Here is a 22,133-nt window from a genome sequence, read left to right on the forward strand (position 1 = left end):
GCTACTAATCTATAATAGCATCTTGAATAACTTGCTGAATTTCGGTACGCATATTACTTCTTACCAAACTCATATTTGCAGCTGTAGGATACACTCTGTTTGATAAAAACACATACACAATTCCGCTTTTTGGATCTGCCCAAGTATAGGTACCTGTAAAACCAGAATGCCCAAAACTCTCATCGGAAACACATCCACAAGTTGCTTTTACCTTAGGGTTTAACTGTGGTTTATCAAAACCTAAACCTCTACGTACTTTCTTATCAGAAAAATAACGGTGGTTAAATTTATCTACAGTTTCGGTTTTTAAATATCGTTTACCACCATAATATCCTTTTTGTAAATACATTTGCATAATCTTAGCAACATCGTTTGCATTGGCAAATAACCCCGCATGACCTCCTACTCCGCCTAACATTGCTGCACCCATATCATGCACATAACCTTGCACCAATTGGTTGCGATAATAATCGTCTTTTTCGGTGGGTATAATTTCGTTTTTAGCAAACTTTTGTAACGGTAAATAACTAGTTCTGTTTGCGCCTAGAGATTGGTAAAACTCTTCATCTACTAATGTATTTAAAGGTTTTTGGTAGGTGTTTTCAATAGCCTCTTTAAATAAATAATAACCTAAATCGCTATATTTATAACCTGGTCTTTCTCTTTGGTCTGCATCTCTTATATATTTATAAATACTGTCTTTATAATTTTTATTTATATATAAATTTTTGGCAACTTTTATGGCAAATTTTTTAGATTTTACATTGCTATAAAAAGTAGGTAAATTTTTATGTGTTACACTGTCTTGCGTAGCTACATAAAAAGGAATCCATGCTTTTAAACGACCATAATGCGATAGTATTTCTCTTACAGAAACCGCTGCTTTATTAGACCCTTTAAAACTTGGTAAAAGCTCTTGTACCTTTTCATTTAAAGAAATTTTTTGCTCTTCTTCTGCTTTCATTATTAAAGGCAATGATGCTAAAATTTTAGTAAGAGAAGCCAAATCATAAACATCAGAGTTTTTTACTTTTAAAAGTTTTTTATCTGTATGATACCCATAACTTTTATCTAAAACAACCTTACCGTTTCTGGCTACAAAAACCTGAAAACCTGGTGCCATTTTTTTCTTTAAAATAATGGTTGCTAAAGAATCTATTTCTTTTAATTTTACAGATGATAAATTAGCTGCTTCTGGTAATGTGTACTCAAACCTACCAAGGTTAGATGTGGTAAAACCTCTACCTTCAAAAAAATCGGTTTTAATAGTTACCGGTAATTTTCCTTTGGCACCAAAAGCTCCAAAAATAAGTTGTGCAGATAATTCTTGCCCTAATTTACTATTCTGATAAGAAACAATAAGCCCTTCTATATTGGTAAATGATTTTACTTGCAGCAAACTATACGGACTTGCAAAAACATCTAAAATTACATTTTTTTCACGTGCAATTTCTTGCAACCAAACCAATTCTTTGTCTTTAAACTTATAACTTTTCCAAGGGTTTGCATTCGATTTATGATAACCGATAATTACCAAGTTATAAGGTTTTAATTTTTTTATAAGTCCATCTAAATTTTTATCAGAAACCACATCTACCTTACCGTAATTTTGTAGCATATTTACAAAATCTGCACCCGAATCATCGCCTAATTTTACATAAGCAATTTTTCTGTTTTCTAAATTTCTAACAGGTATGTTTCCGTTTATATTTTTAAGAACCGTTAATGAATTTTTAACCAATTCTCTGTGTAACAATTCGTCATCTATAGAGTTTAAATCGGCATTAAGGTTTTCTAATTGCACAGGTTTGTAATTGTTTAAACCTGCCCAATATTTTGCTTTTAATATTTTACGAACAGAAAAATCTATACGCTCTTCTGTAAGCGTCTTTAGCTCAATTGCTTTTTTTATGATATTTACAGTTGCAGGAATTTCTTGCGGAATTAATAACAAATCATTCCCTGCCTGAATTGCTGCCAAATTAATTTCTGCTGATGTAGCATAATTTGCTGCACCTTTCATATTTAAACCATCGGTAATTACCAAACCTAAAAAACCTAGTTTTTGTTGTAATAAATCTGTAACCACATTCTTAGACAAAGAAGTAGGCAATCTGCTATCCGACTCTAAACTTGGTATACTTAAATGCGCAGTCATAACACTAGTTACACCCGCATCGAATATTTTTTTATACGGGTATAGTTCTATATTATTTAAACGTTCTAAATCAAAATTTAAAACAGGCAATGTTTGATGAGAATCTGTTGCCGTATCTCCATGACCCGGAAAGTGTTTGGCACTTGCTAAAACCCCCATACTTTGCATACCTTGTGTAAACGCTATTGCTTTTTCTGTTACGTTTTCTTTGTTTTCACCAAAAGAACGATTTCCAATTATAGGGTTTTCTGGGTTTGTATTAATATCTACAACCGGTGCAAAGTTTAAATGAATTCCTAATCTGTTACAATGTTTCCCTAAATGCAATCCAAATTCTTTAATCAAAGAATCATTTTTAATGGCCCCTAAAGTCATGTTCCAAGGAAAACGATACGTATTTTTTAAACGCATATCTAAGCCCCACTCACCATCAAAACCAATTAATAAAGGCACCTTTGCAGAATCTTGATATTTATTTGTAAGTGTCGCTTGTTTATCTGGTGTGCCTTGCATAAAAATTAAATTACCAACATGATATTTTTTAATCATATTTGTAATGTAATCTTCGTGTTTTTTATCCTTATTAGAATAGGCTTGTATCATAAATAACTGACCAATTTTTTCATCTAAAGTCATATTTTTTATAATACTATCTATCCAAACATCTTGTGCTTCGGCATCTTTTGTTATTAAAGGATCTACACTCTGTGCAGATATATTAAAAACAAAACCTATAAAAAGGATAATTAGTAACTCTTTCTTCATATTATTTTCGAACATATATTTTGGGCGTTTAAACAGGCTTTCCATTATATCTTTTTATAATGTCATTGCGAAGTTTACTTTTTTGTAAACTATGGCAATCTCATAATCCATAAACAGATTGCTTCGTTCCTCGCAATGACGCTTATTTAATTAGATTATAAAAAGGATGTCATTTCAATCCTTAACGCAACTTATTTATTAACCTCAGTTATAACTTAAAAATCAATAGTTATACCAAAAAGCATTTGTGCCAGCTTTCTTTTGCAGGAATCTCCCAATTATTTTCAAAATCGGCCTTGGTATTTACCATATTGTTAAACACAATTGTTTCTGCAGTTACTTTTTGTTCTTTGGCAAACCTCTGAAAATCTGATAATTTTACTAAGTTAATATTGTCATTATCTTTAAACGTAATGTTCATTTTGTCCATTAAGTCTAATTTTAATTCGTTTTCTAATTCTTTAATAAAACGAACAGAACTATCAATAGAACAACCAGAAACATTATTAAAACTTTCATCTACCGCCAGCACTAAAAACTGATTGTATTTTATAGTAAAAGAACCTTTTAAATCGTCTCCATGACGTGTCCATTGGTTAATAAAGTCTTCTGCTCTTTCTGAAATAAAGTTTATTTCATTCTCTGTAAACTCTCTATCTGCTTGGTAAATCCAAACGCGAGAATTATTTGGTAAATTTTTATATTCTGTAAACATACTTTTTTAGATTATTAGATATTTGGATTGTTAGATTCTTAAATTTCTCAATCGTCTAAAAAGACGCATTTCGAAATGACAACAACCATTAAAAACCTATCTTAAATTAAACTTCTGTTGCAAAGCTTGTAACTTTTCGGCGTCAGACATTTTCTTTTTTGGTGCTGTCATTCTTTCTTTAATTTCTTTTAACACCTTTTTAGTGTATAAAGGAAAATCTGCATTTTGCATCCAATTATTATACCCTGGGTTTTCTTTAAACACCTCTTCTACCGTTCTTCCTTTGTATTTTCCGAAAGAAAAAATCTCTTGCTTTTTATCATTCATTAGAATAAAACCAGCAAAATCTGCTCGTTCTCCGTGTGTAGAATATGCACTTAAAGCATCCACAGAATTTTCTATATCATCATACTTATCTAATTGTGCTAATAAAATTTCGTAAGTTGCATTGGTATCTGCTTCTGCTCCATGTGCTCCTTCTAATTCTTTACCACAATAAAATTGGTAACCCGCACTTAAAGTTCTTTGTTCTTTTTTATGAAAAATAACTTGTACATCAATTGCTTTTCTATTTTTCATATCAAAGTCAATTCCTGCACGCATTAATTCTTCTGCTAATAAAGGAATATCAAATCGGTTAGAATTAAAACCTGCCAAATCAGAATCTGCAATCATTTCATTAATCTTAGGAGCCAATTCTTTAAATGTAGGTTCTGCTGCTACTTTTTCATTGGTAATACCGTGTACATCTATAGATTCTTGTGGAATTTTTATTTCTGGATTTACCAACCATGTTTTACTTTCTTTGTTTCCGTTTGGAAACACTTTTAAAATGGCTATTTCTACAATTTTATCGGTTGCAATATTTACCCCTGTTGTTTCTAAATCGAAAAATACGATTGGTTTTGTTAAATTTAAATTCATTCCTCTAGTTCTTATTTTTTTAGGTTATAAAGCTTTTTAAGTTGAAATTCTGTTTCCAAAATTGTACAACTTTTAAACGTTCTACTTTATAACTATTATTTATTCGTTATTTAATTGTTTTTTAAATTCGGCTACCTGACCCTGTATTTTTGCAGGAAGTGAAGGCTCTTTAAAATTATATTTTTCTAATTCTTCTAATACAATATCTGCTAAAATAAATCTTGCTGTTGGTTTATCATCCGCAGGAATTACAAACCAAGGCGCATTTTCTGTAGAAGTTCTATTTAATAAATCTTGATAACAAAACTGATACTTGTCCCAAAGTTTACGTTCTTTTAAATCGCCTGCAGAAAATTTCCAATTCTTAGCTGGTAAATTCAATCTTCGTAACAACCTACTTTTTTGCTCTTCTTTAGATAAATTTAAAAAGAATTTTAAAACAATGGTTCCGCTATCAACAATATGCTTTTCAAAAGCATTGATTCTATCCATTCTGTTATGAAAAAAATCATCATTGATATCTTCTAAAGTATTTATGGTGGGTAGATTTTCTCCAAAAACATATTCAGGATGCACTCTAGTTACCAACACATTTTCATAATGTGTTCTATTAAAAACGCCAATTTTACCTTTTGCCGGAAGCGCAATATAATGCCTCCACAAAAAATCGTGCTTTAATTCTAACTCCGTAGGCACTTTAAAACTATGAACCTCTACTCCACGTGCATTTACATCTTTAAAAACCTCTCTAATTAAGCTGTCTTTACCAGAAGTATCCATTCCTTGCAAGCAAATTAGCATACTATATTTGCCCTCTGCATACATGGTATCCTGAATTTTACTTAGCTTTTTTCTTATTTTCTTAAGCTTTTTATCTGCCTTTTCAACTACTTCTTTTGTATTAAAATCAGCAAGTTGAATGTTATTTTTTACTTTGTATTTACCTTTGTCTAGCATCCTTTTAAATATTTTTTAAAGATAGATAAAATCATGATTTCACCTTGAATTTTAACGGCATTTTCTAATAATTATATTCACAATCTAGTCTTCTTCTAAAATTAAAAAAAATAAAATATTTAAATCATAATTTTAGCATAAAGTTATTTATTTATTAACCTTTAAAATTTGTTATTTTTGCCACATGGTAAAAGAAATTCAACTTCGAGTAAATTTAATAGAAGAACGTAAAGAAAACATTCTTTTATACAAAGCTTCTAAACAATTAAGCCTTGATAAAAGTGAAATTTCTGCCGTAAAAGTACTCCGTAAATCTATAGATGCTCGTAAAAAAGACATCATTTTTAATTATAAAGTTGCGGTTTATATCAATGAAAATATTCCAGAAAAGTCTGATTATATTTTTGAATACAAAGATGTTTCTAATGCCAAAGAAATACATATTATTGGTTTTGGTCCTGCAGGAATGTACGCTGCATTGCGTTGTATAGAATTAGGTTACAAACCTGTAGTTTTAGAACGCGGTAAAAACGTACAAGATAGAAGACGAGATTTAAAAGCGATTAATCAAGATCATTTTGTAAATGAAGATTCTAATTATTGTTTTGGAGAAGGTGGTGCAGGTACTTATTCTGATGGTAAACTCTACACGCGTTCTCTAAAACGTGGCGATGTTCGTAGAATTTTCGAAAACCTAGTGTATCACGGAGCTACAGAACAAATTTTGGTAGATGCGCATCCACATATCGGAACGAATAAATTACCTAAAATTATCGAAAACATTCGTGAGAACATTTTAAAATATGGAGGCGAAATTCATTTTGAGACTCGTGTTACAGATTTTACGGTAAAGAATAATAAATTACAAGCAATTCAATTAAAGAATGGAACTGAAATGGCTGTTAACTCGGTTATTTTGGCAACAGGTCATTCTGCAAGAGACATATACGAATTACTACATAAAAAAGAAATTGCATTAAAAGCAAAATCTTTTGCTATGGGTGTTCGTGTAGAACATCCACAAGAAATTATAGACCAGATTCAATATCATTGTTCGGGAGAAAGAGACGAACTTTTACCTGCTGCTGCTTATAGTTTGGTGCATCAAGTAAATAACAGAGGCGTATATTCTTTTTGTATGTGTCCTGGTGGATTTATTGTACCTGCGGCTACTGCCAATGGAGAAGTTGTTGTAAACGGAATGTCTCCTTCTCGAAGAAATAACCGTTTTGCAAATTCGGGAATTGTTGTTGAATTAGATATTGATAAAGATTTTAAAAAATACGAGGAATTTGGAGCGCTTAAAGGATTAGAGTTTCAGAAAGATCTAGAAAAAATAGCGTTTTTTGCTGGAGGAAGAACACAAACGGCTCCTGCACAGAGATTGGTAGATTTTGTAGACGGAAAATTATCTACAGATTTAAATGATTGTTCTTATCAACCCGGACTAAAATCGGCTCCTTTGCATTCTTTATTGCCTAAAATTATTGGTAGTAGATTGCGTAAAGGTTTTGCTGCATTCGGACAAAAAATGCATGGTTATTATACCAATGAAGCAAATGTTATTGGGGTAGAATCTAGAACTTCATCACCCGTAAACATCCCTAGAAAAGAAAATTTAGAACACACAGAAATAGAAGGACTGTTTCCTTGTGGTGAAGGTGGTGGTTATGCAGGCGGAATTGTTTCTGCTGCTATGGATGGAGAACGATGTGCAGAAGCGGCAATTGCAAAATTTTAAAACTTTTTCTTTATTAATGAATAAGTATCTGTAATTTTACTTCTTAATATATTACGAATGAAAATTACAATTGGCAGAATTGACAAAGCTGATTTCCCTGAATTAATTTTAGAAGATATTGATGTAAAAATTGATTCAGGCGCTTATACGTCATCAATTCATTGTTCAAACATTGAAGAAATCACTGTAAATACTGAAAAATTTATTAGATTTACATTATTAGATCCTGAACACCCTTTTTATAACAACAAAGAGTTTTCCACTAAAAAATATGCTTCTAAATTGGTTAAAAGCTCTAATGGTATTTCTGAAAAGAGATTTATGATTGAGACAGAGATCATTATGTTTAATATGAATTTTCCAATTCATTTAACATTAAGTGAACGTAAAGACATGACTTTTCCTGTATTATTGGGAAGAAAATTTTTAAATCATAAATTTTTAATAGATACAACTATGAAAGATTTATCATACAAATTAAAAAACAAAATATAATGAGAATTGTAATTCTTTCTAGAAACCCCAAATTGTATTCAACTAGAAGATTGGTAGAAGCCGCTGAAAAAAGAGGTCATGACGTAATGGTGGTTGATCATTTAAAGTGTAATATCGAAATTGAAAAAAAAGCACCGAAAATATTTTATAAAGGAGAGTATTTAGAAAATATTGATGCTATTATACCTAGAATTGGAGCTTCTGTTACTTTTTATGGAACAGCTGTTATTCGTCAGTTTGAAATGATGAAAGTATTTTCTGCCGTTTCTTCTCAAGCTTTAGTAAAATCTAGAGATAAATTAAGCAGCTTGCAAATTTTAGCAAGAGCTGGTGTTGGTTTACCAAAAACCGTATTTACCAACTACACAAAAGATGTAGAACATGTGGTTGAATCTGTAGGAGGAGCACCATTAATTTTAAAATTATTAGAAGGCACACAAGGTTTAGGTGTTGTTTTAGCAGAAACCAAAAATGCAGCAACTTCTGTTTTAGAGGCTTTTAATGGTTTGGGTGCAAGAGTTATTGCACAAGAATTTATTAAAGAAGCTGGTGGTGCAGATATTAGAGCTTTTGTGGTAGACGGAAAAGTAATTGGTGCCATGAAACGCCAAGGTAAAGAAGGAGAATTCCGTTCTAACTTACATAGAGGTGGTAATGCAACTGTTATAGAATTAACAGATGAAGAAGAGAAAACAGCTTTAAAAGCAACAAAAGCCTTAGGTTTAGGGGTTGCTGGTGTAGATATGTTACAATCTTCTAAAGGTCCTTTAGTTTTAGAAGTAAATTCTTCTCCTGGTTTAGAAGGTATTGAAATCGCTACAGGTAAAAATATTGCCAAAGAAATCATTCGTTATTTAGAAATTCATGTCGAATAAACCATTTGTTCTTTTAGGAAAAGTAATTCCTTTAGGAAAACGCACCGTTTTAGATTTAGAAGTAGCAAAATTACACACAAGAACTACTGTAAAGGTTCCTATAATTATAGAGCGTTCCCAAAATCCGGGACCCGTGGTTTTATTACTAGCGGGTATTCATGGTGATGAAACAAATGGTGTTGGAATTATTAGAGAAATCATCAATTTAAAGATTAACAAGCCCAAAAACGGAACCATTATTTGTATTCCTGTTTTTAATATTTTTGGCTATTTAATTCAGACTCGAGAATTTCCTGACGGACGAGATTTAAATAGAATGTTTCCTGGGTCTGCAAGTGGTTCTCTAGCCAGCCAATTTGCCTATCAATTTACAAAAGAAATTGCCCCGATTGTAGATTATGTTATTGATTTTCATACCGGAGGAGGAGATCGTGATAATATTGCACAGATAAGATGTAGTGAAGAAGATGAAAAAGCTTTAGAATTGGCCAAGGTTTTTAACCCGCCAATGATTGTTTTTTCTGAAAACATTAAAAAATCGTTAAGAGATACGTTACATAAAATGGGTAAAACGGTTTTACTTTTTGAAGGAGGAAAAACGAAAGAACTAAACCCTACTATTATTAACGAAGGTGTAAACGGAACTAAAAACGTATTAATTCGTTTAGGTTTAATCGAAGGAGAAATCACCGTTAGGGCAACACCAATATTTGTACATAAAGCAAAATGGATAAGAGCTTTAGATTCTGGAATGTTTAAAATTAGAGTTGCAAACGGAAGTTTTGTAAAAAAGAAAGAAGTTTTAGGCGTTATTCAAGACCCTTTTGGTGAATTTAAAAAGAAAGTTTATGCTCCTTTTGATTGTCATATTTTCTGTATCAATAAAACACCTATTGTAAATAAAGGAGATGCTTTATTTCATGTGAGCATAGAAGAATAATCTATGTATTTTTCTAATTGATACAAAAGCCAATACATTTTTAACTACAAAATAAAAAACCATTTCAATTTTATTGAAATGGTTTCTTTTTTTTAAAAAGGCTGTATATTAGAGCAAAATTTTTAATAGATGTTATCCAAATTTCTTCCTAGTATTGTAATAAATAAAATTATAAGAAAAACTACGCTCTTTTTTTTATTTATTACCCTGTCAATTTCCGCCCAAACGGATCAAAAAATTTACGATATTATAAATACTATTTCTGCGGATAGAATTAAAGCGGATATAAAAACATTAACCGAGTTTGGCACAAGAAATACGTTTTCTGATACAATTTCTACAACTCGAGGAATTGGAGCAGCAAGACGTTGGATAAAATCTGAATTTGATGCAATTTCCAATAACTGCAACAACTGTATAAGTACTTTTTATCAAAAGGATTTTGTTACTAAAGAGGGCAATAGAAGAGTTCCTCATGATGCTTGGATAGTAAATGTTGTAGCGATTCAAAAAGGAACAAAATACCCAAATAACTATATTATTATGAGTGGAGATATTGATTCTCGTGCAAGTGATACAATGGATTTTACAACAGACGCTCCTGGTGCAAATGACAATGCTTCTGGAATGGCAGGTACTATAGAAGCTGCAAGAGTGTTAAGTAAATATCAATTTGAAAGCAGTATTGTTTATGTTGGTCTTTCTGGCGAAGAACAAGGTTTATTTGGTGGAGCAGGTTTGGCAAAATATGCAAAAGAAAAAGGTTGGGATATTATTGGCGTTTTAAACAATGATATGATTGGAAATATAAAAGGGGTAGATGGTGTAATTGACAATCGTAGTTTTAGAATTTTCTCGGAACCTGTGCCTGCAAATGAAACTGAAAAACAGCGTAACATGCGTAGATTTTATGGTGGTGAAGTAGATGGAATTTCTAGACAATTAGCAAGATATATTCACAAAAATGTAAAAACATATATGCCAGAAATGAATCCGATGATGATTTATAGATTGGATAGATTTGGACGTGGAGGACATCACAGACCTTTTAATGACTTAGGCTTTGCAGGAATTAGAATTATGGAAGCCCACGAAAACTACACCCAACAACATCAAAATATTAGAACCGAAAACGGTATAAAATACGGGGATACTTTTGAGCATGTAAATTTTGAGTATGCAAAAAAATTGACTGCAGTAAACGCCATTACAATGGCCAATTTAGCATGGGCTCCAGAAGCGCCAAAAGAAGTAGCTATTGGAGGAATTGTACAAGCTTCTGTAAAGTTAAAATGGAACAAAGTTGATGGCGCTAAAGGATATAAAATTTACTGGAGAGACACAACTTCTCCCACTTGGGATAATTCTAGATATATAGAAACCAACGAGTTTACTTTAGATGGAATTGTGATAGATAATTTCTTTTTTGGTATTGCTGCTATTGGAGAGAATGGACACGAAAGTGTAGTTGTTTTCCCTAATAAAATTTTAAGATAATAAATATGAAAACAATAATTAAAAGTCTATTTGCCCTTAGTTTTATCTTTTTACTTTTTAGTTGCACTAAAGATAAAAAGAATGAAGTTTTAGTTTTAGGAACGATACATGGTAGTCATTTAACTTCAGAAGAATATTCTATAGAAAAACTAACTAAACTAATTCAAGAAATTAAACCTGATCTAATTTTAACTGAAATTCCGCCAAATAGATTTGAAGAAGCGATGGAAGGTTTTAAAAGAGATGATTCTATTTCAGAACCTAGAGTTTCTCGTTTTCCAGAATATACAGAAGTCATTTTTCCGCTATCAAAAACTATGGATTTTGAAATTATACCAACTGCAGGTTGGTCTGCTTCTATGGCAATAGAACGTCAACAAAAATTAAGAGCCATTAGCAGAGATACTTTACGGAAATCTGATTGGAAACAATACAGAGAAGCTAATAGAAAATCTGATTCTATTATGGCTATTACAGGTAACAGAAATGACCCTTATTTTATACACACCAATACGTATGATAGTATTTCTAATATTGGATTAGGAACTTATAACAGACTTTTTAATGAAGAATTAGGTCTTGGTGGTTGGGACAATATTAATATTGCACATTATTGGAATATTGAAAAAATTTTACAGAAATATAAGTATCAAAATAAACGTATTTTAATTACTTATGGTGCCGGACATAAAGCTTGGTTTCTAAAAGAATTAAGAAAACGTGATGATATAACGCTATTAGAATTAAAGCCTTTTTTAGATGAATTAAAATAATTGAATAAATTATACTCTGCTAAAATCTAAAATTTCTTTTTCTGTTATTATAGGATTTGCCCCTTCTTTTTCGGCAACCAATGCTCCTACTGCACAAGCAAAATCAATTGCTTTTTGTGGTGATGCACCATTTATTAATTTACTTATTAATGATGCTAAAAAAGAATCTCCAGATCCAATAGTATCTTTTACTTTAATTTTATAACCACTGTTATAATACAACTGATGATCATATAATAAAACAGCACCATGTTCTCCTTTGGTAACACATATATGTGCTGTTTTAGTTTTTTCTGCTATAAAATGGATGTTTTGTTCTAAATTATGAAACGGAGAGCCTAAAAAATCACTTATCTCATACAATTCGTCATCGTTAAATTTGATGAAGTTTGCTTTATGCATCAACTCTAATAAAAGCTCTTTTGCGTAAAAAGGTGCTCTTAAATTCACATCAAAAATAGCATATTTTGCATAATCTAAAAGTTGAAATAATGTGTTTTTAGAAACAGCATCTCTAGTTATTAAACTTCCAAAAACAAAAGCATCAGCTTGTTTTACCATTTCTGATGATTTTGCTGTAAATAGAATTTTATCCCAAGCTTTCGGATGCACAATTTTATAAGTTGCTGCACCTTTTTTGTTTAAGGTTACGGCAACTTCCCCTGTATTAAAATCTTCTAAAACTTCAACAGCCTCTGTATTTATTTTTAAATCATTGATGTATTTTAAAATCTTTTTACCTAAAACATCATTACCAATAGCGCTAATCATGGCAACATCATTGTTAAAAGATTTTAAACGAACGGCAACATTTAAAGGGGCTCCTCCTATTTTTTTATGATTAGGAAAAACATCCCATAAAACTTCACCAAAACATACAATTTTAGACATACATAGATTTTAATAAATATTAGACTCAGAAGTTCTTTGACTAATAGAGCTAGAAAAAATAGCTAGCATTCTTTTTGCAATACCTGTCCAACCAAAATTACGACGGGCAAAACGTGCTCCTTCTACAGACATTTCGTTTCTTAATTTTGGATATAAAAGAGGCATTGCCATCATAGCACCAAATTCTTTTGGTCTGTGTGGATCTGCAAATAAACCTTGATTACCAAAGTCAATTAAATCGCACAAACCACCATGAACAGTAATTACACTTGGTGTACCACAAGCCATTGCTTCAATAGCAACCATACCAAAAGGTTCGTATCTAGAAGGCATTGCAAAAACACTTGCAGATCTATATACATTTGCTAAATCTTCATCAGCTATATAATTTTTCCACTTAATTTTATCCATCAAGCCTAACTCTTCTGCCAATTCTTTTAACTTTTCGATTCCATCTCTATCTTGCTGAGAATCTCCACCAATAGCAGCTACTAATCTCGCTTCCGGACACAACTCAAAAACAGTAGGTAAAGCATGTAATAATAAATCATAGCCTTTATTATGCGCCATTCTACCCAACGCTAAAATATCAGTTGGTTTGATATCGTATTTTAATCGGATTTTATCATTTTCTTTAGAAGGAACAGGAAAAAATCTATTTTCATCAATTCCAGGAGGAATCATACTACAATTTCTAGACAATACATCATATTGCTGTATTAATAAGTCTACTTGAGGAAGTGTTGTTGCAATAACAAAATTACACATCTGATACACAAAATATTCTTTTCTGATGCGCTCTTTAAATCGATAGGTTTTCTCCATTTCTTTCTCATCCATATCACTTCCCATAGAGTGCTGTTTCCACCAACCTAAAGAATGCGGCGTATGTACATGACAAATACCTAATTCCTCTGCAATTTTTTGTCCTGCCCAACCTGCATCCCAATAATGAGAATACACCACATCATATTTCTTATTTTCTTTTTTTATGGCTGCCAACGTATTGGTTACAAATTTTTTAAGATGATCGTGCATATCCTCTTTTCTGATAAACTTTTTACCTCCAAAAGGAATTCTCCACACATTAAAATTATCATCTACATGGTCATATTCTGGTTGATCTTCAAACTGCCGTGTTACCAAATCTACACGTTTACCTAATCGACTAAATCTATCTGCTAATTCTAATACATATACTACTTGACCTCCTGTATCTGGTTTTCCTAATTCAGCATTTGCTGCCACATATCCGTGTAAAGAGATCATTAATATTGATTTCATATTTCTAGTTTTTAGTTTTAATTATTTTTAAATCATTACAAGCTGAGATGTATTGGGCTGCAGACCAAGCTTGATATGCTTTCCCCATAGGTTTTCCGGTTGTTCCGTGTGCCCACTCTGTAAACTCCCACGCTTCATTAATTCCTTCTTTATTAATTAGCGCTAATTTGTGTAACTCTGCAATGGCAACATCTTTAAAACCTAATTTATTTACAAATTTTACCCAAAACCCACCCACAAAAGGCCAAATACCACCATTGTGATAGTGATTTGGTAAATTGAGAAGGTTTACGGTGTAATAAGGTTTCCAATCTGGATCTCCCGGACTTACAACGGGATATACATTTGCAACAGGAAAAGGATCATTTACCCCAACACCTAACATAAACTTAAAAGTTTGATGCGCTTTTTCTGCATCTATGGTTCCGTGTAAAAAGGCCAAAACATTTCCTAAAACATCGCAACGCCAACTAAAATCGAAGGGTGTAGTTTGTGCTATTAAATAAGACGTATCTCCTAAAGTAAATTGCTTTTCTGCAAAAGAAACCGATTGAAATAATTTTTGCTGAGTAGAAGGCCAAAAATTTTGTACAATTTCCTTTTTTATCACCTGAGACCATCTTATATATTCGCCTGCATCTTCATGGCTCCCTAGCATTTCTAACATTCGCCCGAAACAAACATTAGAACGATACCAAAGAATTTCATCATATAAAATATTATAACTCCTACCAAATAAATCAGTCCAATCTCCTGCTTCAGGGATTTCTAAAAGGGCATCATTATTACTGTCATGAGCGCCTAACCAACGCATGGTTTCTTTTATATCTCCAATATATTTTCTTAAAAACTGAATGTCTTTAGTAACATTTACATATTCGTAAAATGCAATTACCACCCAAATACCACTATCTATAGAACAAATACCACCAACTCCAGAATAATCTGGTTCACCATCTTTTAATCTTACATTCGCAGGAATTTGTCCGTTTCTAGAAATATTCTCTAGCAAGGTTATTAAAGTCTGTCTTTGACATTGGTGTATTTCTTCATCCTCTATTAAAGACAGCGAACCAATTACTGTTATGGCGCCATCTCTAGCCCAAACACTATGATAATTTTCATCGGTACCATTCGGAATATTGTCTTTTATAGAACAAGCTGAAAAACCAAGTGGCGTAATATTTTTTCTTAACGCTTCTATTGCTTTTACATAACCTTCTTGAATTAAAGCTATTTTTTCATCATCATCTTCTAAAGCTATATTGTCTAATTCCTTTTTGATAAAGAAATCTTCAGAATGATCAATATTTGTATTTTCAAGGGCTTCTTTTGGTAATATTTCATAGAAAATGAGTCCTTCTATAATACCATCTCCTTTTTCTTTTTCTGTATGATAGACTTTTTTATGTTTTGTATACAGGTATAGTTCATCATGTGCATTGGCAACTACAATTCCGGAAACATTTTTTAAATCGAACATAGCAGAATCATTACCACTATCCCCTGCTACTAAAACCTGATCTGATTTTAAATCTAATCTTTTTAACAACCATTGTAATGCGTTTCCTTTATTTGCCCATTTAGGTAAAATATCTAAAAATTTGTTACCAGAATATACCACATTTACATCCATATCTGCATCTGCAAAATCTTGTGCTATTTCATCTATCAGTTCATTACTAGCATCATGAAAAAAATAACTTCTTTTATATGAATGTTGAAATTTACTAGGTTGATCACTAATAGGATGTGTTATTTTTTGAATGATATTTTCTACAGCTTCTAAATTCCAACCATCATCTAAAACATCATTGAATTCTTTTTCTACAGCTCCTTTTTTATAATTATAAATATGAGTACCCACACCAGAAATAATAAAATCTGGTTTAGGAAGTACTTTTTTATCTATTAAATCTAAAACATCATCAATTAAACGTCCGGTATTATAGGTTAGAATTACATCGTTTTGATCTTGATACTTTTCCCAAGTTTTTTTAAAATTACTTTTATAGGTGTGAAAATCAATTAAGGTATTATCAATATCAAATGATAATAATTTTATTTTATTTTCAATTTTTAAGCTATTTAAGGTCATTTCATTGTGTTTTTAAGAGAGAATCATTAATAACACTGAATTTAATTAAAAATTAAAGAGCAACCAAAAGTTAGGACGAGTATCGTTATTTGTAGTTTGATTTTTATGATTGTGATAATTATGGCTATCATAAAATACTAAATAAGGAATAGTGAAAGAAAATAATTTTATTTTTCCATCAAAGTTTCTTTCAATTATATAAATAAATAAAAAGTCTTTATAAGTGAGCTTTTAAATTGCTTGCAATATTGTATTTCTATACTGAAAACTAAAAACAGTATTAAGGGGTAAAATAAAAAAACGAGCAAGTTGCTCGTTTTTTTGTTTTATGATATAATTAAAAAAGACCTAACCGAACACTTGGTGTACCAATTTTAATACTTGTATGACTCGTTCTTCTATAAGGTCTTCTTTCATTATTATAATATCCATAGTAATAAAAATTAGCATGATATTGATAGTGTGTACTATGTTCACAATGATTATTACAATGCTCATAATGTTCTGAATAAGCATCTTTTTTCCCTTGCATATAAGCCTTATATGCTACTCGGTCTCTTTTTTTTAATTCTTTTTCATACTCTTTCTGTTCTTTCCAAAACTTATTTTCATCAGCTTTAGAAGTTCCTTTAAAATCTTGTTCAAACTTAGCGTCTTCCTTAGCTCTTTGCTGGTAATACCTTTTTATATCAGCTTTAGACTTTTTTTCTGAGTCTTGAGCAAAAATGAAAGTTGCAGAAAAAAAAAGAATTATTGTAAAAATTGATTTAATTACTTTCATAATAATGGTTTTAATAGTGAATAATTTGTTTTCTTATTAGTAAAACAACTATAGCCCTATTTACCCTACCAAAATTATAAAATAATTTACGCTTGTAACTTAATCTCTTATCAAAGGCATTGTAGAGCAACGTAATAAACCTTCCTGTTTCGCTATTTCAGAATAAGAAACTTCTTCTACTGTAAAACCATTCTGCCTTAACCAAGTATTTAATCTTGTAAAGTTTTTTTCAGAAATAATAACTTCTTCAGAGATTGAAAAAACATTACTATTCATATTATACATTTCTTCTTTTGTAATTTCAAAAATATTTTCTTTTCCAAAATAGTTAACCAACCATTCATATTCACTTTCTACTAAAAATCCGTTTTTATGAAGAATAGCTTTGTCTTTTCCTATTGGTTGAAAACAACAATCTAAATGCAATGCATTCTCTTTTGCATTTGTATTCGATTTTCTTAATTCAAAAGATTTTACTTTTTTATGAGGAAATAATTCTTGCAACGCAATTACTGCGTCTATATTTGTGCGTGCCGTAATATAATCTGCATAATCACTTCCAGAATAAGTACCAATAAAAATATAATCATTCCAGGGCATTACATCTCCTCCTTCTACATGACACTCTTTAGGTAAAACAACCACCTTATTTAAGTCTATTTGAGTAATCACTTTATCTATGGCTTTGTACTCTTTTTCTCTATCTGGAAGAATATTTGCCTCGATAAAAGTATCTTCTATAACAAAAGCAATATCTCTAGAAAAAATCTGATTATAATTTTCTATTACGTCTGGTCTAAATACTTTAACATCATATTTTTTTAAAATATTAGCTACGGCTTCTATTTCTAAGACCATTGCTGATTCTTTTGGATAGGTACCAGCTAACACGTGTTCTATACTTTTAGGATCATAACAATCTTCTACTTTAGGCACACCACCATTACTATTTGCTATACCTAAAATTACAGCTCTTAATCTTGACGTTTCGTTTTTAATATTAAGTTTTAACATATATAAAGGGATAAAAAAAGCTTCATAAAATATGAAGCTTTGTTTTTGTAAATGTAATAAATTTTATCTTTTCTCTATGCCTACAAATGGTCTGTAATTCTCACCAACATAAATTTGACGAGGTCTACCTATTGGTTCTTTATTAAGACGCATTTCTTTCCATTGAGCAATCCAACCTGGTAAACGACCTAAAGCAAACATTACTGTAAACATTTCTGTAGGTATTCCCATAGCTCTATAAATGATACCTGAATAGAAATCTACGTTTGGATAAAGTTTTCTTTCTACAAAATAAGGATCTTTTAAAGCTTCTTGCTCTAAACTTCTTGCTATTTCTAAAATAGGATCTTTAACACCTAAATCATTTAAAAGTTCATCTGCAGCTGCTTTAATAATTTTAGCTCTTGGATCAAAGTTTTTATAAACTCTATGACCAAATCCCATTAAACGGAAAGAATCATTTTTATCTTTTGCTTTTTCCATGTATTTTTTGGTATCACCACCATCAGCTCTAATAGCTTCTAACATTTCTAAAACAGCTTGGTTTGCTCCACCGTGTAATGGTCCCCAAAGTGCAGAAATACCAGCAGAAAGAGAGGCAAATAAACCTGCATGAGAAGAACCTACAATTCTAACAGTAGAAGTAGAACAGTTTTGCTCATGATCTGCATGTAAGATTAATAATTTATCTAAAGCATCTTTAACTATCGGGTTAATTACAAAATCCTCATTTGGTTGTTTAAACATCATAAACATCAAATTCTCTACATACCCTAAAGATTTTTTTCCATAATTTAAGTGCATTCCTTTTTGCTTACGCATTGTCCAAGACACTAAAACCGGAAACTTTGCCATAATACGTACAATTGCATTGTACATATCTTCTCTAGATTCAACATTTACAGAAGAAGGATTAAAAGCTGTTAGTGCACTTGTTAATGAAGACAAAACTCCCATAGGGTGTGCTGTCTTAGGAAACGCCTCTAGAATTTTTCTAACATCATCATCAACTAAAGAATGGTCTCTAATATCATTATGAAATTTATCTAATTGTTCTTTTGTTGGTAAATTACCAAAAATTAAAGCATAAGAAACTTCTAAAAAGTCTGCTTTTTCAGCTAGTTCTTCAATTGAATAACCCCTATATCGTAAAACTCCTTTTTCTCCATCTAAAAAAGTAATAGCACTTTCGCAAGAACCTGTATTCTTATAACCAGGATCTATTGTTATTACTCCATTAGTTGCACTCCTTAGAGTTTTAATATTTATAGCAACTTCATTCTCTGTTCCTTTTACAAGTGGAAACTCATAAGAATTGTCTCCAATATGTAATTTAGCTGTATCTGACATTTACCCTTGATTTTTTTTGTATTGTTTAGTGTCACGAAGATACCAAATTTTAGAAGATTTTAAAAGGTTGTACTCATAGATTTTAGAAATTTTAAAATAACATTAACTTATGTGGCTAGTAGGTAAAAAAAAACCTCATAATTTCTTATGAGGTTTTATAAATTATAAGAACAGTATCTTAAACATTAAAAGCATTTTCTCCTGGAAAATAAGCAGTTGATCCTAATTCTTCTTCGATACGTAATAATTGATTGTATTTAGACATTCTATCAGAACGAGAAGCAGAACCAGTTTTAATTTGACCACAGTTTAAAGCTACCGCTAAATCTGCAATTGTATTATCTTCTGTTTCACCAGATCTATGTGACATTACTGATGTATAGCCTGCATTTTTAGCCATATTTACAGCTGCAATAGTTTCTGTTAAACTACCAATTTGGTTTACTTTAATTAAAATAGAATTTGCTATTCCATTTTCAATTCCTTTAGCCAAACGCTCTACATTAGTAACAAATAAATCATCTCCAACTAATTGAACTTTATCTCCAATTAATTCAGTAAGGTATTTTGTACCATCCCAATCATTTTCATCCATTCCATCTTCAATAGAAATAATAGGGTATTTTCCTGCCAATTCAGCTAAATAATCAGCTTGTTCTTTACTTGTACGGATAACACCTTTATCTCCTTCAAATTTAGTGTAATCGTATTTACCATCAACATAAAACTCTGCAGAAGCACAATCTAATGCAATTTTTATCTCTTCACCAAAAACATACCCTGCATTTTTAACTGCTAAAGCAATTGTTTCAATAGCATCTTCTGTACCATCTAAAGTAGGTGCAAAACCACCTTCATCACCTACAGCAGTAGATAAACCTCTGTCATGTAAAACTTTTTTTAAGTTATGGAAAATTTCAGTTCCCATTTTTAAAGCTTCAGAAAAAGTTTTTGCCTTAACTGGCATAATCATAAATTCTTGAAATGCAATAGGAGCATCTGAGTGAGAACCACCGTTAATGATATTCATCATTGGTAATGGTAAAGTATTAGCAGAAACACCACCTACATATCTATATAAAGGCATACCTAATTCGTTAGCAGCAGCTTTGGCAGCAGCTAAAGAAACTCCTAAAATAGCATTCGCTCCTAATTTAGATTTATTTGGCGTACCATCTAAGTCTATCATTAATTGATCGATAGCATTTTGTTCGAAAACAGATGTACCTAATAACTCAGCTGCAATAATGTTATTTACATTAGAAACTGCTTTTAAAACACCTTTACCCATGTAATCTTTACCTCCATCACGTAATTCTACTGCTTCATGTTCTCCTGTAGAAGCTCCAGAAGGAACTGCTGCTCTACCTAAAACACCATTTTCTGTAGTTACATCTACTTCTACTGTTGGGTTACCTCTTGAATCAAAAATTTGACGTGCGTGAACGCTAATTATAATGCTCATTTTATTTATTATTTAATTAATTTAAAATCTTAAACTTGCTGAGGCTAAATTACGAAATGTCTAAAGCATTTAATAATTTGTACCTAATTAATTACGAAAACGTTTGCTAAAATTATTTTAATTAAAATAAAAAAACCCACTCATAAAATGAGTGGGAAAATTGCTATGAAAAAGATTGTGATTTTTACATCACATTTCAAAAATAAGATTAAAAAGCCACCAATATTTTATTTTTTGATGAAAAACAATAATGTTACGATGGATGACTTTTAAGTTAAGATAAAACTTTTTTAGCCTCTTTAATATTCTCTATAAATTGATCAAATAAATATTCAGCATCATGTGGCCCAGGACTTGCTTCTGGATGGTATTGTACAGAAAAAACATTCTTGTCTTTCATACGGATACCTGCTACTGTATTATCATTTAAATGAACATGTGTAATCTCTACATTTTCATTTGCTTCCGTTTCTGCTCTATCAATGGCAAAACCGTGGTTTTGAGAAGTAATTTCTCCTTTACCTGTTAATAAATTTTTTACAGGATGATTAATTCCTCTGTGACCATTGTGCATTTTATACGTAGAAATTCCATTAGCCAAAGCAATAACTTGATGTCCTAAACAGATACCAAATAAAGGTAAATTTCTTTTGATAATTTCTTTAGCTACTTCTTGGGCCTCAACTAATGGTTCTGGATCACCAGGTCCATTAGATATAAAATAACCATCAGGGTTAAAAGATGCTAAATCTTCAAAACTTGCATTAAAAGGGAAAACTTTTACATAAGCTCCTCTTTTAACAAAATTTCTCAATATATTTTTTTTGATTCCAATATCTAAAGCAGATATCTTTAATTCTGCATTTTCATCCCCTACAAAATAAGGTTCTTTAGTAGATACTTTAGAAGCCAATTCTAAACCTTCCATACTTGGTACTTTGGCTAATTGTTCTTTTAATGCATCAATATTATCAACATCTGTAGATATAATTGCATTCATGGCTCCATTATCTCTAATATAAGAAACTAATGCACGAGTATCAACATCAGAAATTGCAACCAAATTATGTTTTGTAAACCAATCTTTTAAGTTTCCATTAGAGTCTACTCTAGAATGTGTAAAACTAAAATTTCTACAAATTAAACCTGAAATTTTTATTCCGTCAGATTCTACTTCCTCATCATTTACCCCGTAGTTACCAATATGTGCATTTGTAGCTACCATTAACTGGCCAAAATAAGATGGATCAGTAAAAATTTCTTGATAACCAGTCATACCAGTATTAAAACAGATTTCTCCTGTAGATGTTCCTTCTATTCCTACAGATTTTCCATAAAAAATTGTTCCATCTGCTAATAAAACAAGTGCTTTTTTTCGTGTTTGATATTTCATTGATAGTTGTTGTGTTT

The 22,133-nt window shown here is 31.1% G+C and carries 18 protein-coding genes; 6 read left to right on the forward strand and 12 right to left on the reverse strand.

Going from position 1 to position 22,133, the window contains the following annotated elements; genetic code table 11:
* Positions 1–4 precede the first annotated feature (4 nt).
* The 4 genes from WG951_RS06885 to WG951_RS06900 all read right to left on the reverse strand — a co-directional run bounded on the left by WG951_RS06885 (position 5) and on the right by WG951_RS06900 (position 5,519).
* Complete coding sequence (locus WG951_RS06885) at positions 5–2,923, reverse strand: glycoside hydrolase family 3 N-terminal domain-containing protein (protein WP_105050648.1); 2,919 nt, start codon at positions 2,921–2,923, stop codon at positions 5–7.
* A gap of 229 nt (positions 2,924–3,152) precedes the next feature.
* On the reverse strand, positions 3,153–3,638 hold the full coding sequence (locus WG951_RS06890; protein WP_105050477.1) for an ABC transporter ATPase: 486 nt from the start codon (positions 3,636–3,638) through the stop codon (positions 3,153–3,155).
* A gap of 96 nt (positions 3,639–3,734) precedes the next feature.
* On the reverse strand, positions 3,735–4,562 hold the full coding sequence (locus WG951_RS06895; RefSeq protein WP_105050476.1) for a 3'-5' exonuclease: 828 nt from the start codon (positions 4,560–4,562) through the stop codon (positions 3,735–3,737).
* A gap of 99 nt (positions 4,563–4,661) precedes the next feature.
* The gene (locus WG951_RS06900) at positions 4,662–5,519 is read right to left on the reverse strand and encodes a PPK2 family polyphosphate kinase (protein ID WP_105050475.1); all 858 of its coding nucleotides are present in this window, start codon (positions 5,517–5,519) and stop codon (positions 4,662–4,664) included.
* A gap of 184 nt (positions 5,520–5,703) precedes the next feature.
* Between WG951_RS06900 and WG951_RS06905 the strand changes: the two genes are divergently transcribed.
* The 6 genes from WG951_RS06905 to WG951_RS06930 all read left to right on the forward strand — a co-directional run bounded on the left by WG951_RS06905 (position 5,704) and on the right by WG951_RS06930 (position 11,840).
* Positions 5,704–7,260: an NAD(P)/FAD-dependent oxidoreductase gene (locus tag WG951_RS06905; protein WP_105050474.1), complete on the forward strand. Its 1,557-nt coding sequence runs from the start codon at positions 5,704–5,706 to the stop codon at positions 7,258–7,260.
* A 57-nt stretch (positions 7,261–7,317) separates the two neighbouring features.
* Entirely contained in the window at positions 7,318–7,755 is a 438-nt protein-coding gene (locus WG951_RS06910; protein WP_105050473.1) for an ATP-dependent zinc protease, read from the forward strand.
* The gene (gene rimK / locus WG951_RS06915; RefSeq protein ID WP_105050472.1) at positions 7,755–8,630 is read left to right on the forward strand and encodes a 30S ribosomal protein S6--L-glutamate ligase; all 876 of its coding nucleotides are present in this window, start codon (positions 7,755–7,757) and stop codon (positions 8,628–8,630) included. The genes WG951_RS06910 and rimK overlap by 1 nt, the downstream gene beginning before the upstream one ends.
* Positions 8,620–9,570 (forward strand): succinylglutamate desuccinylase/aspartoacylase family protein, encoded by a 951-nt coding sequence (locus tag WG951_RS06920; protein ID WP_105050471.1) that lies wholly within the window; start codon positions 8,620–8,622, stop codon positions 9,568–9,570. Before rimK ends, WG951_RS06920 begins: the two co-directional genes overlap by 11 nt.
* A 129-nt stretch (positions 9,571–9,699) precedes the next feature.
* On the forward strand, positions 9,700–11,067 hold the full coding sequence (locus WG951_RS06925; protein WP_211296755.1) for a M28 family peptidase: 1,368 nt from the start codon (positions 9,700–9,702) through the stop codon (positions 11,065–11,067).
* 5 nt (positions 11,068–11,072) lie between these two features.
* Entirely contained in the window at positions 11,073–11,840 is a 768-nt protein-coding gene (locus WG951_RS06930) for a hypothetical protein (protein WP_105050470.1), read from the forward strand.
* Positions 11,841–11,849: 9 nt separating this feature from the next.
* On the opposite strand, the gene WG951_RS06935 is transcribed toward WG951_RS06930, so the two are convergent.
* The 8 genes from WG951_RS06935 to carA all read right to left on the reverse strand — a co-directional run bounded on the left by WG951_RS06935 (position 11,850) and on the right by carA (position 22,116).
* Positions 11,850–12,731 carry a carbohydrate kinase family protein gene (locus WG951_RS06935; RefSeq protein ID WP_105050469.1) on the reverse strand — a complete coding sequence of 294 codons (882 nt, stop codon included), beginning with the start codon at positions 12,729–12,731 and terminating at the stop codon, positions 11,850–11,852.
* Positions 12,732–12,740: 9 nt separating this feature from the next.
* A complete protein-coding gene (locus WG951_RS06940; protein ID WP_105050468.1) occupies positions 12,741–14,015 on the reverse strand; it encodes a glycosyltransferase in 1,275 nt (424 codons plus the stop codon).
* A 4-nt stretch (positions 14,016–14,019) separates the two neighbouring features.
* Entirely contained in the window at positions 14,020–16,113 is a 2,094-nt protein-coding gene (locus WG951_RS06945) for an HAD-IIB family hydrolase (protein WP_105050467.1), read from the reverse strand.
* 337 nt (positions 16,114–16,450) lie between these two features.
* Positions 16,451–16,894 (reverse strand): hypothetical protein, encoded by a 444-nt coding sequence (locus WG951_RS06950; RefSeq protein WP_105050466.1) that lies wholly within the window; start codon positions 16,892–16,894, stop codon positions 16,451–16,453.
* A 99-nt stretch (positions 16,895–16,993) separates the two neighbouring features.
* Positions 16,994–17,908, reverse strand: a complete 915-nt coding sequence (locus tag WG951_RS06955; RefSeq protein ID WP_105050465.1) for a dimethylarginine dimethylaminohydrolase family protein — start codon at positions 17,906–17,908, stop codon at positions 16,994–16,996.
* A gap of 63 nt (positions 17,909–17,971) precedes the next feature.
* Positions 17,972–19,258, reverse strand: a complete 1,287-nt coding sequence (locus WG951_RS06960) for a citrate synthase (protein WP_105050464.1) — start codon at positions 19,256–19,258, stop codon at positions 17,972–17,974.
* A gap of 178 nt (positions 19,259–19,436) precedes the next feature.
* Positions 19,437–20,723: a phosphopyruvate hydratase gene (eno, locus tag WG951_RS06965; RefSeq protein WP_105050463.1), complete on the reverse strand. Its 1,287-nt coding sequence runs from the start codon at positions 20,721–20,723 to the stop codon at positions 19,437–19,439.
* 274 nt (positions 20,724–20,997) lie between these two features.
* The gene (gene carA, locus WG951_RS06970; RefSeq protein ID WP_105050462.1) at positions 20,998–22,116 is read right to left on the reverse strand and encodes a glutamine-hydrolyzing carbamoyl-phosphate synthase small subunit; all 1,119 of its coding nucleotides are present in this window, start codon (positions 22,114–22,116) and stop codon (positions 20,998–21,000) included.
* Between the last annotated feature and the right edge of the window lie 17 nt (positions 22,117–22,133).

Source organism: Polaribacter butkevichii, from assembly GCF_038024105.1.
Taxonomy (GTDB): Bacteria; Bacteroidota; Bacteroidia; order Flavobacteriales; family Flavobacteriaceae; genus Polaribacter; species Polaribacter butkevichii.

Excerpts from the sequence above, each read along its gene's own strand:
- WG951_RS06885 (WP_105050648.1), bottom strand. The coding sequence starts at position 2,923 with ATGAAGAAAGAGTTACTAATTATCCTTTTTATAGGTTTTGTTTTTAAT.
- WG951_RS06890 (WP_105050477.1), bottom strand. The coding sequence starts at position 3,638 with ATGTTTACAGAATATAAAAATTTACCAAATAATTCTCGCGTTTGGATT.
- WG951_RS06895 (WP_105050476.1), bottom strand. The coding sequence starts at position 4,562 with ATGAATTTAAATTTAACAAAACCAATCGTATTTTTCGATTTAGAAACA.
- WG951_RS06900 (WP_105050475.1), bottom strand. The coding sequence starts at position 5,519 with ATGCTAGACAAAGGTAAATACAAAGTAAAAAATAACATTCAACTTGCT.
- WG951_RS06905 (WP_105050474.1), top strand. The coding sequence starts at position 5,704 with ATGGTAAAAGAAATTCAACTTCGAGTAAATTTAATAGAAGAACGTAAA.
- WG951_RS06910 (WP_105050473.1), top strand. The coding sequence starts at position 7,318 with ATGAAAATTACAATTGGCAGAATTGACAAAGCTGATTTCCCTGAATTA.
- rimK (WP_105050472.1), top strand. The coding sequence starts at position 7,755 with ATGAGAATTGTAATTCTTTCTAGAAACCCCAAATTGTATTCAACTAGA.
- WG951_RS06920 (WP_105050471.1), top strand. The coding sequence starts at position 8,620 with ATGTCGAATAAACCATTTGTTCTTTTAGGAAAAGTAATTCCTTTAGGA.
- WG951_RS06925 (WP_211296755.1), top strand. The coding sequence starts at position 9,700 with ATGTTATCCAAATTTCTTCCTAGTATTGTAATAAATAAAATTATAAGA.
- WG951_RS06930 (WP_105050470.1), top strand. The coding sequence starts at position 11,073 with ATGAAAACAATAATTAAAAGTCTATTTGCCCTTAGTTTTATCTTTTTA.
- WG951_RS06935 (WP_105050469.1), bottom strand. The coding sequence starts at position 12,731 with ATGTCTAAAATTGTATGTTTTGGTGAAGTTTTATGGGATGTTTTTCCT.
- WG951_RS06940 (WP_105050468.1), bottom strand. The coding sequence starts at position 14,015 with ATGAAATCAATATTAATGATCTCTTTACACGGATATGTGGCAGCAAAT.
- WG951_RS06945 (WP_105050467.1), bottom strand. The coding sequence starts at position 16,113 with ATGACCTTAAATAGCTTAAAAATTGAAAATAAAATAAAATTATTATCA.
- WG951_RS06950 (WP_105050466.1), bottom strand. The coding sequence starts at position 16,894 with ATGAAAGTAATTAAATCAATTTTTACAATAATTCTTTTTTTTTCTGCA.
- WG951_RS06955 (WP_105050465.1), bottom strand. The coding sequence starts at position 17,908 with ATGTTAAAACTTAATATTAAAAACGAAACGTCAAGATTAAGAGCTGTA.
- WG951_RS06960 (WP_105050464.1), bottom strand. The coding sequence starts at position 19,258 with ATGTCAGATACAGCTAAATTACATATTGGAGACAATTCTTATGAGTTT.
- eno (WP_105050463.1), bottom strand. The coding sequence starts at position 20,723 with ATGAGCATTATAATTAGCGTTCACGCACGTCAAATTTTTGATTCAAGA.
- carA (WP_105050462.1), bottom strand. The coding sequence starts at position 22,116 with ATGAAATATCAAACACGAAAAAAAGCACTTGTTTTATTAGCAGATGGA.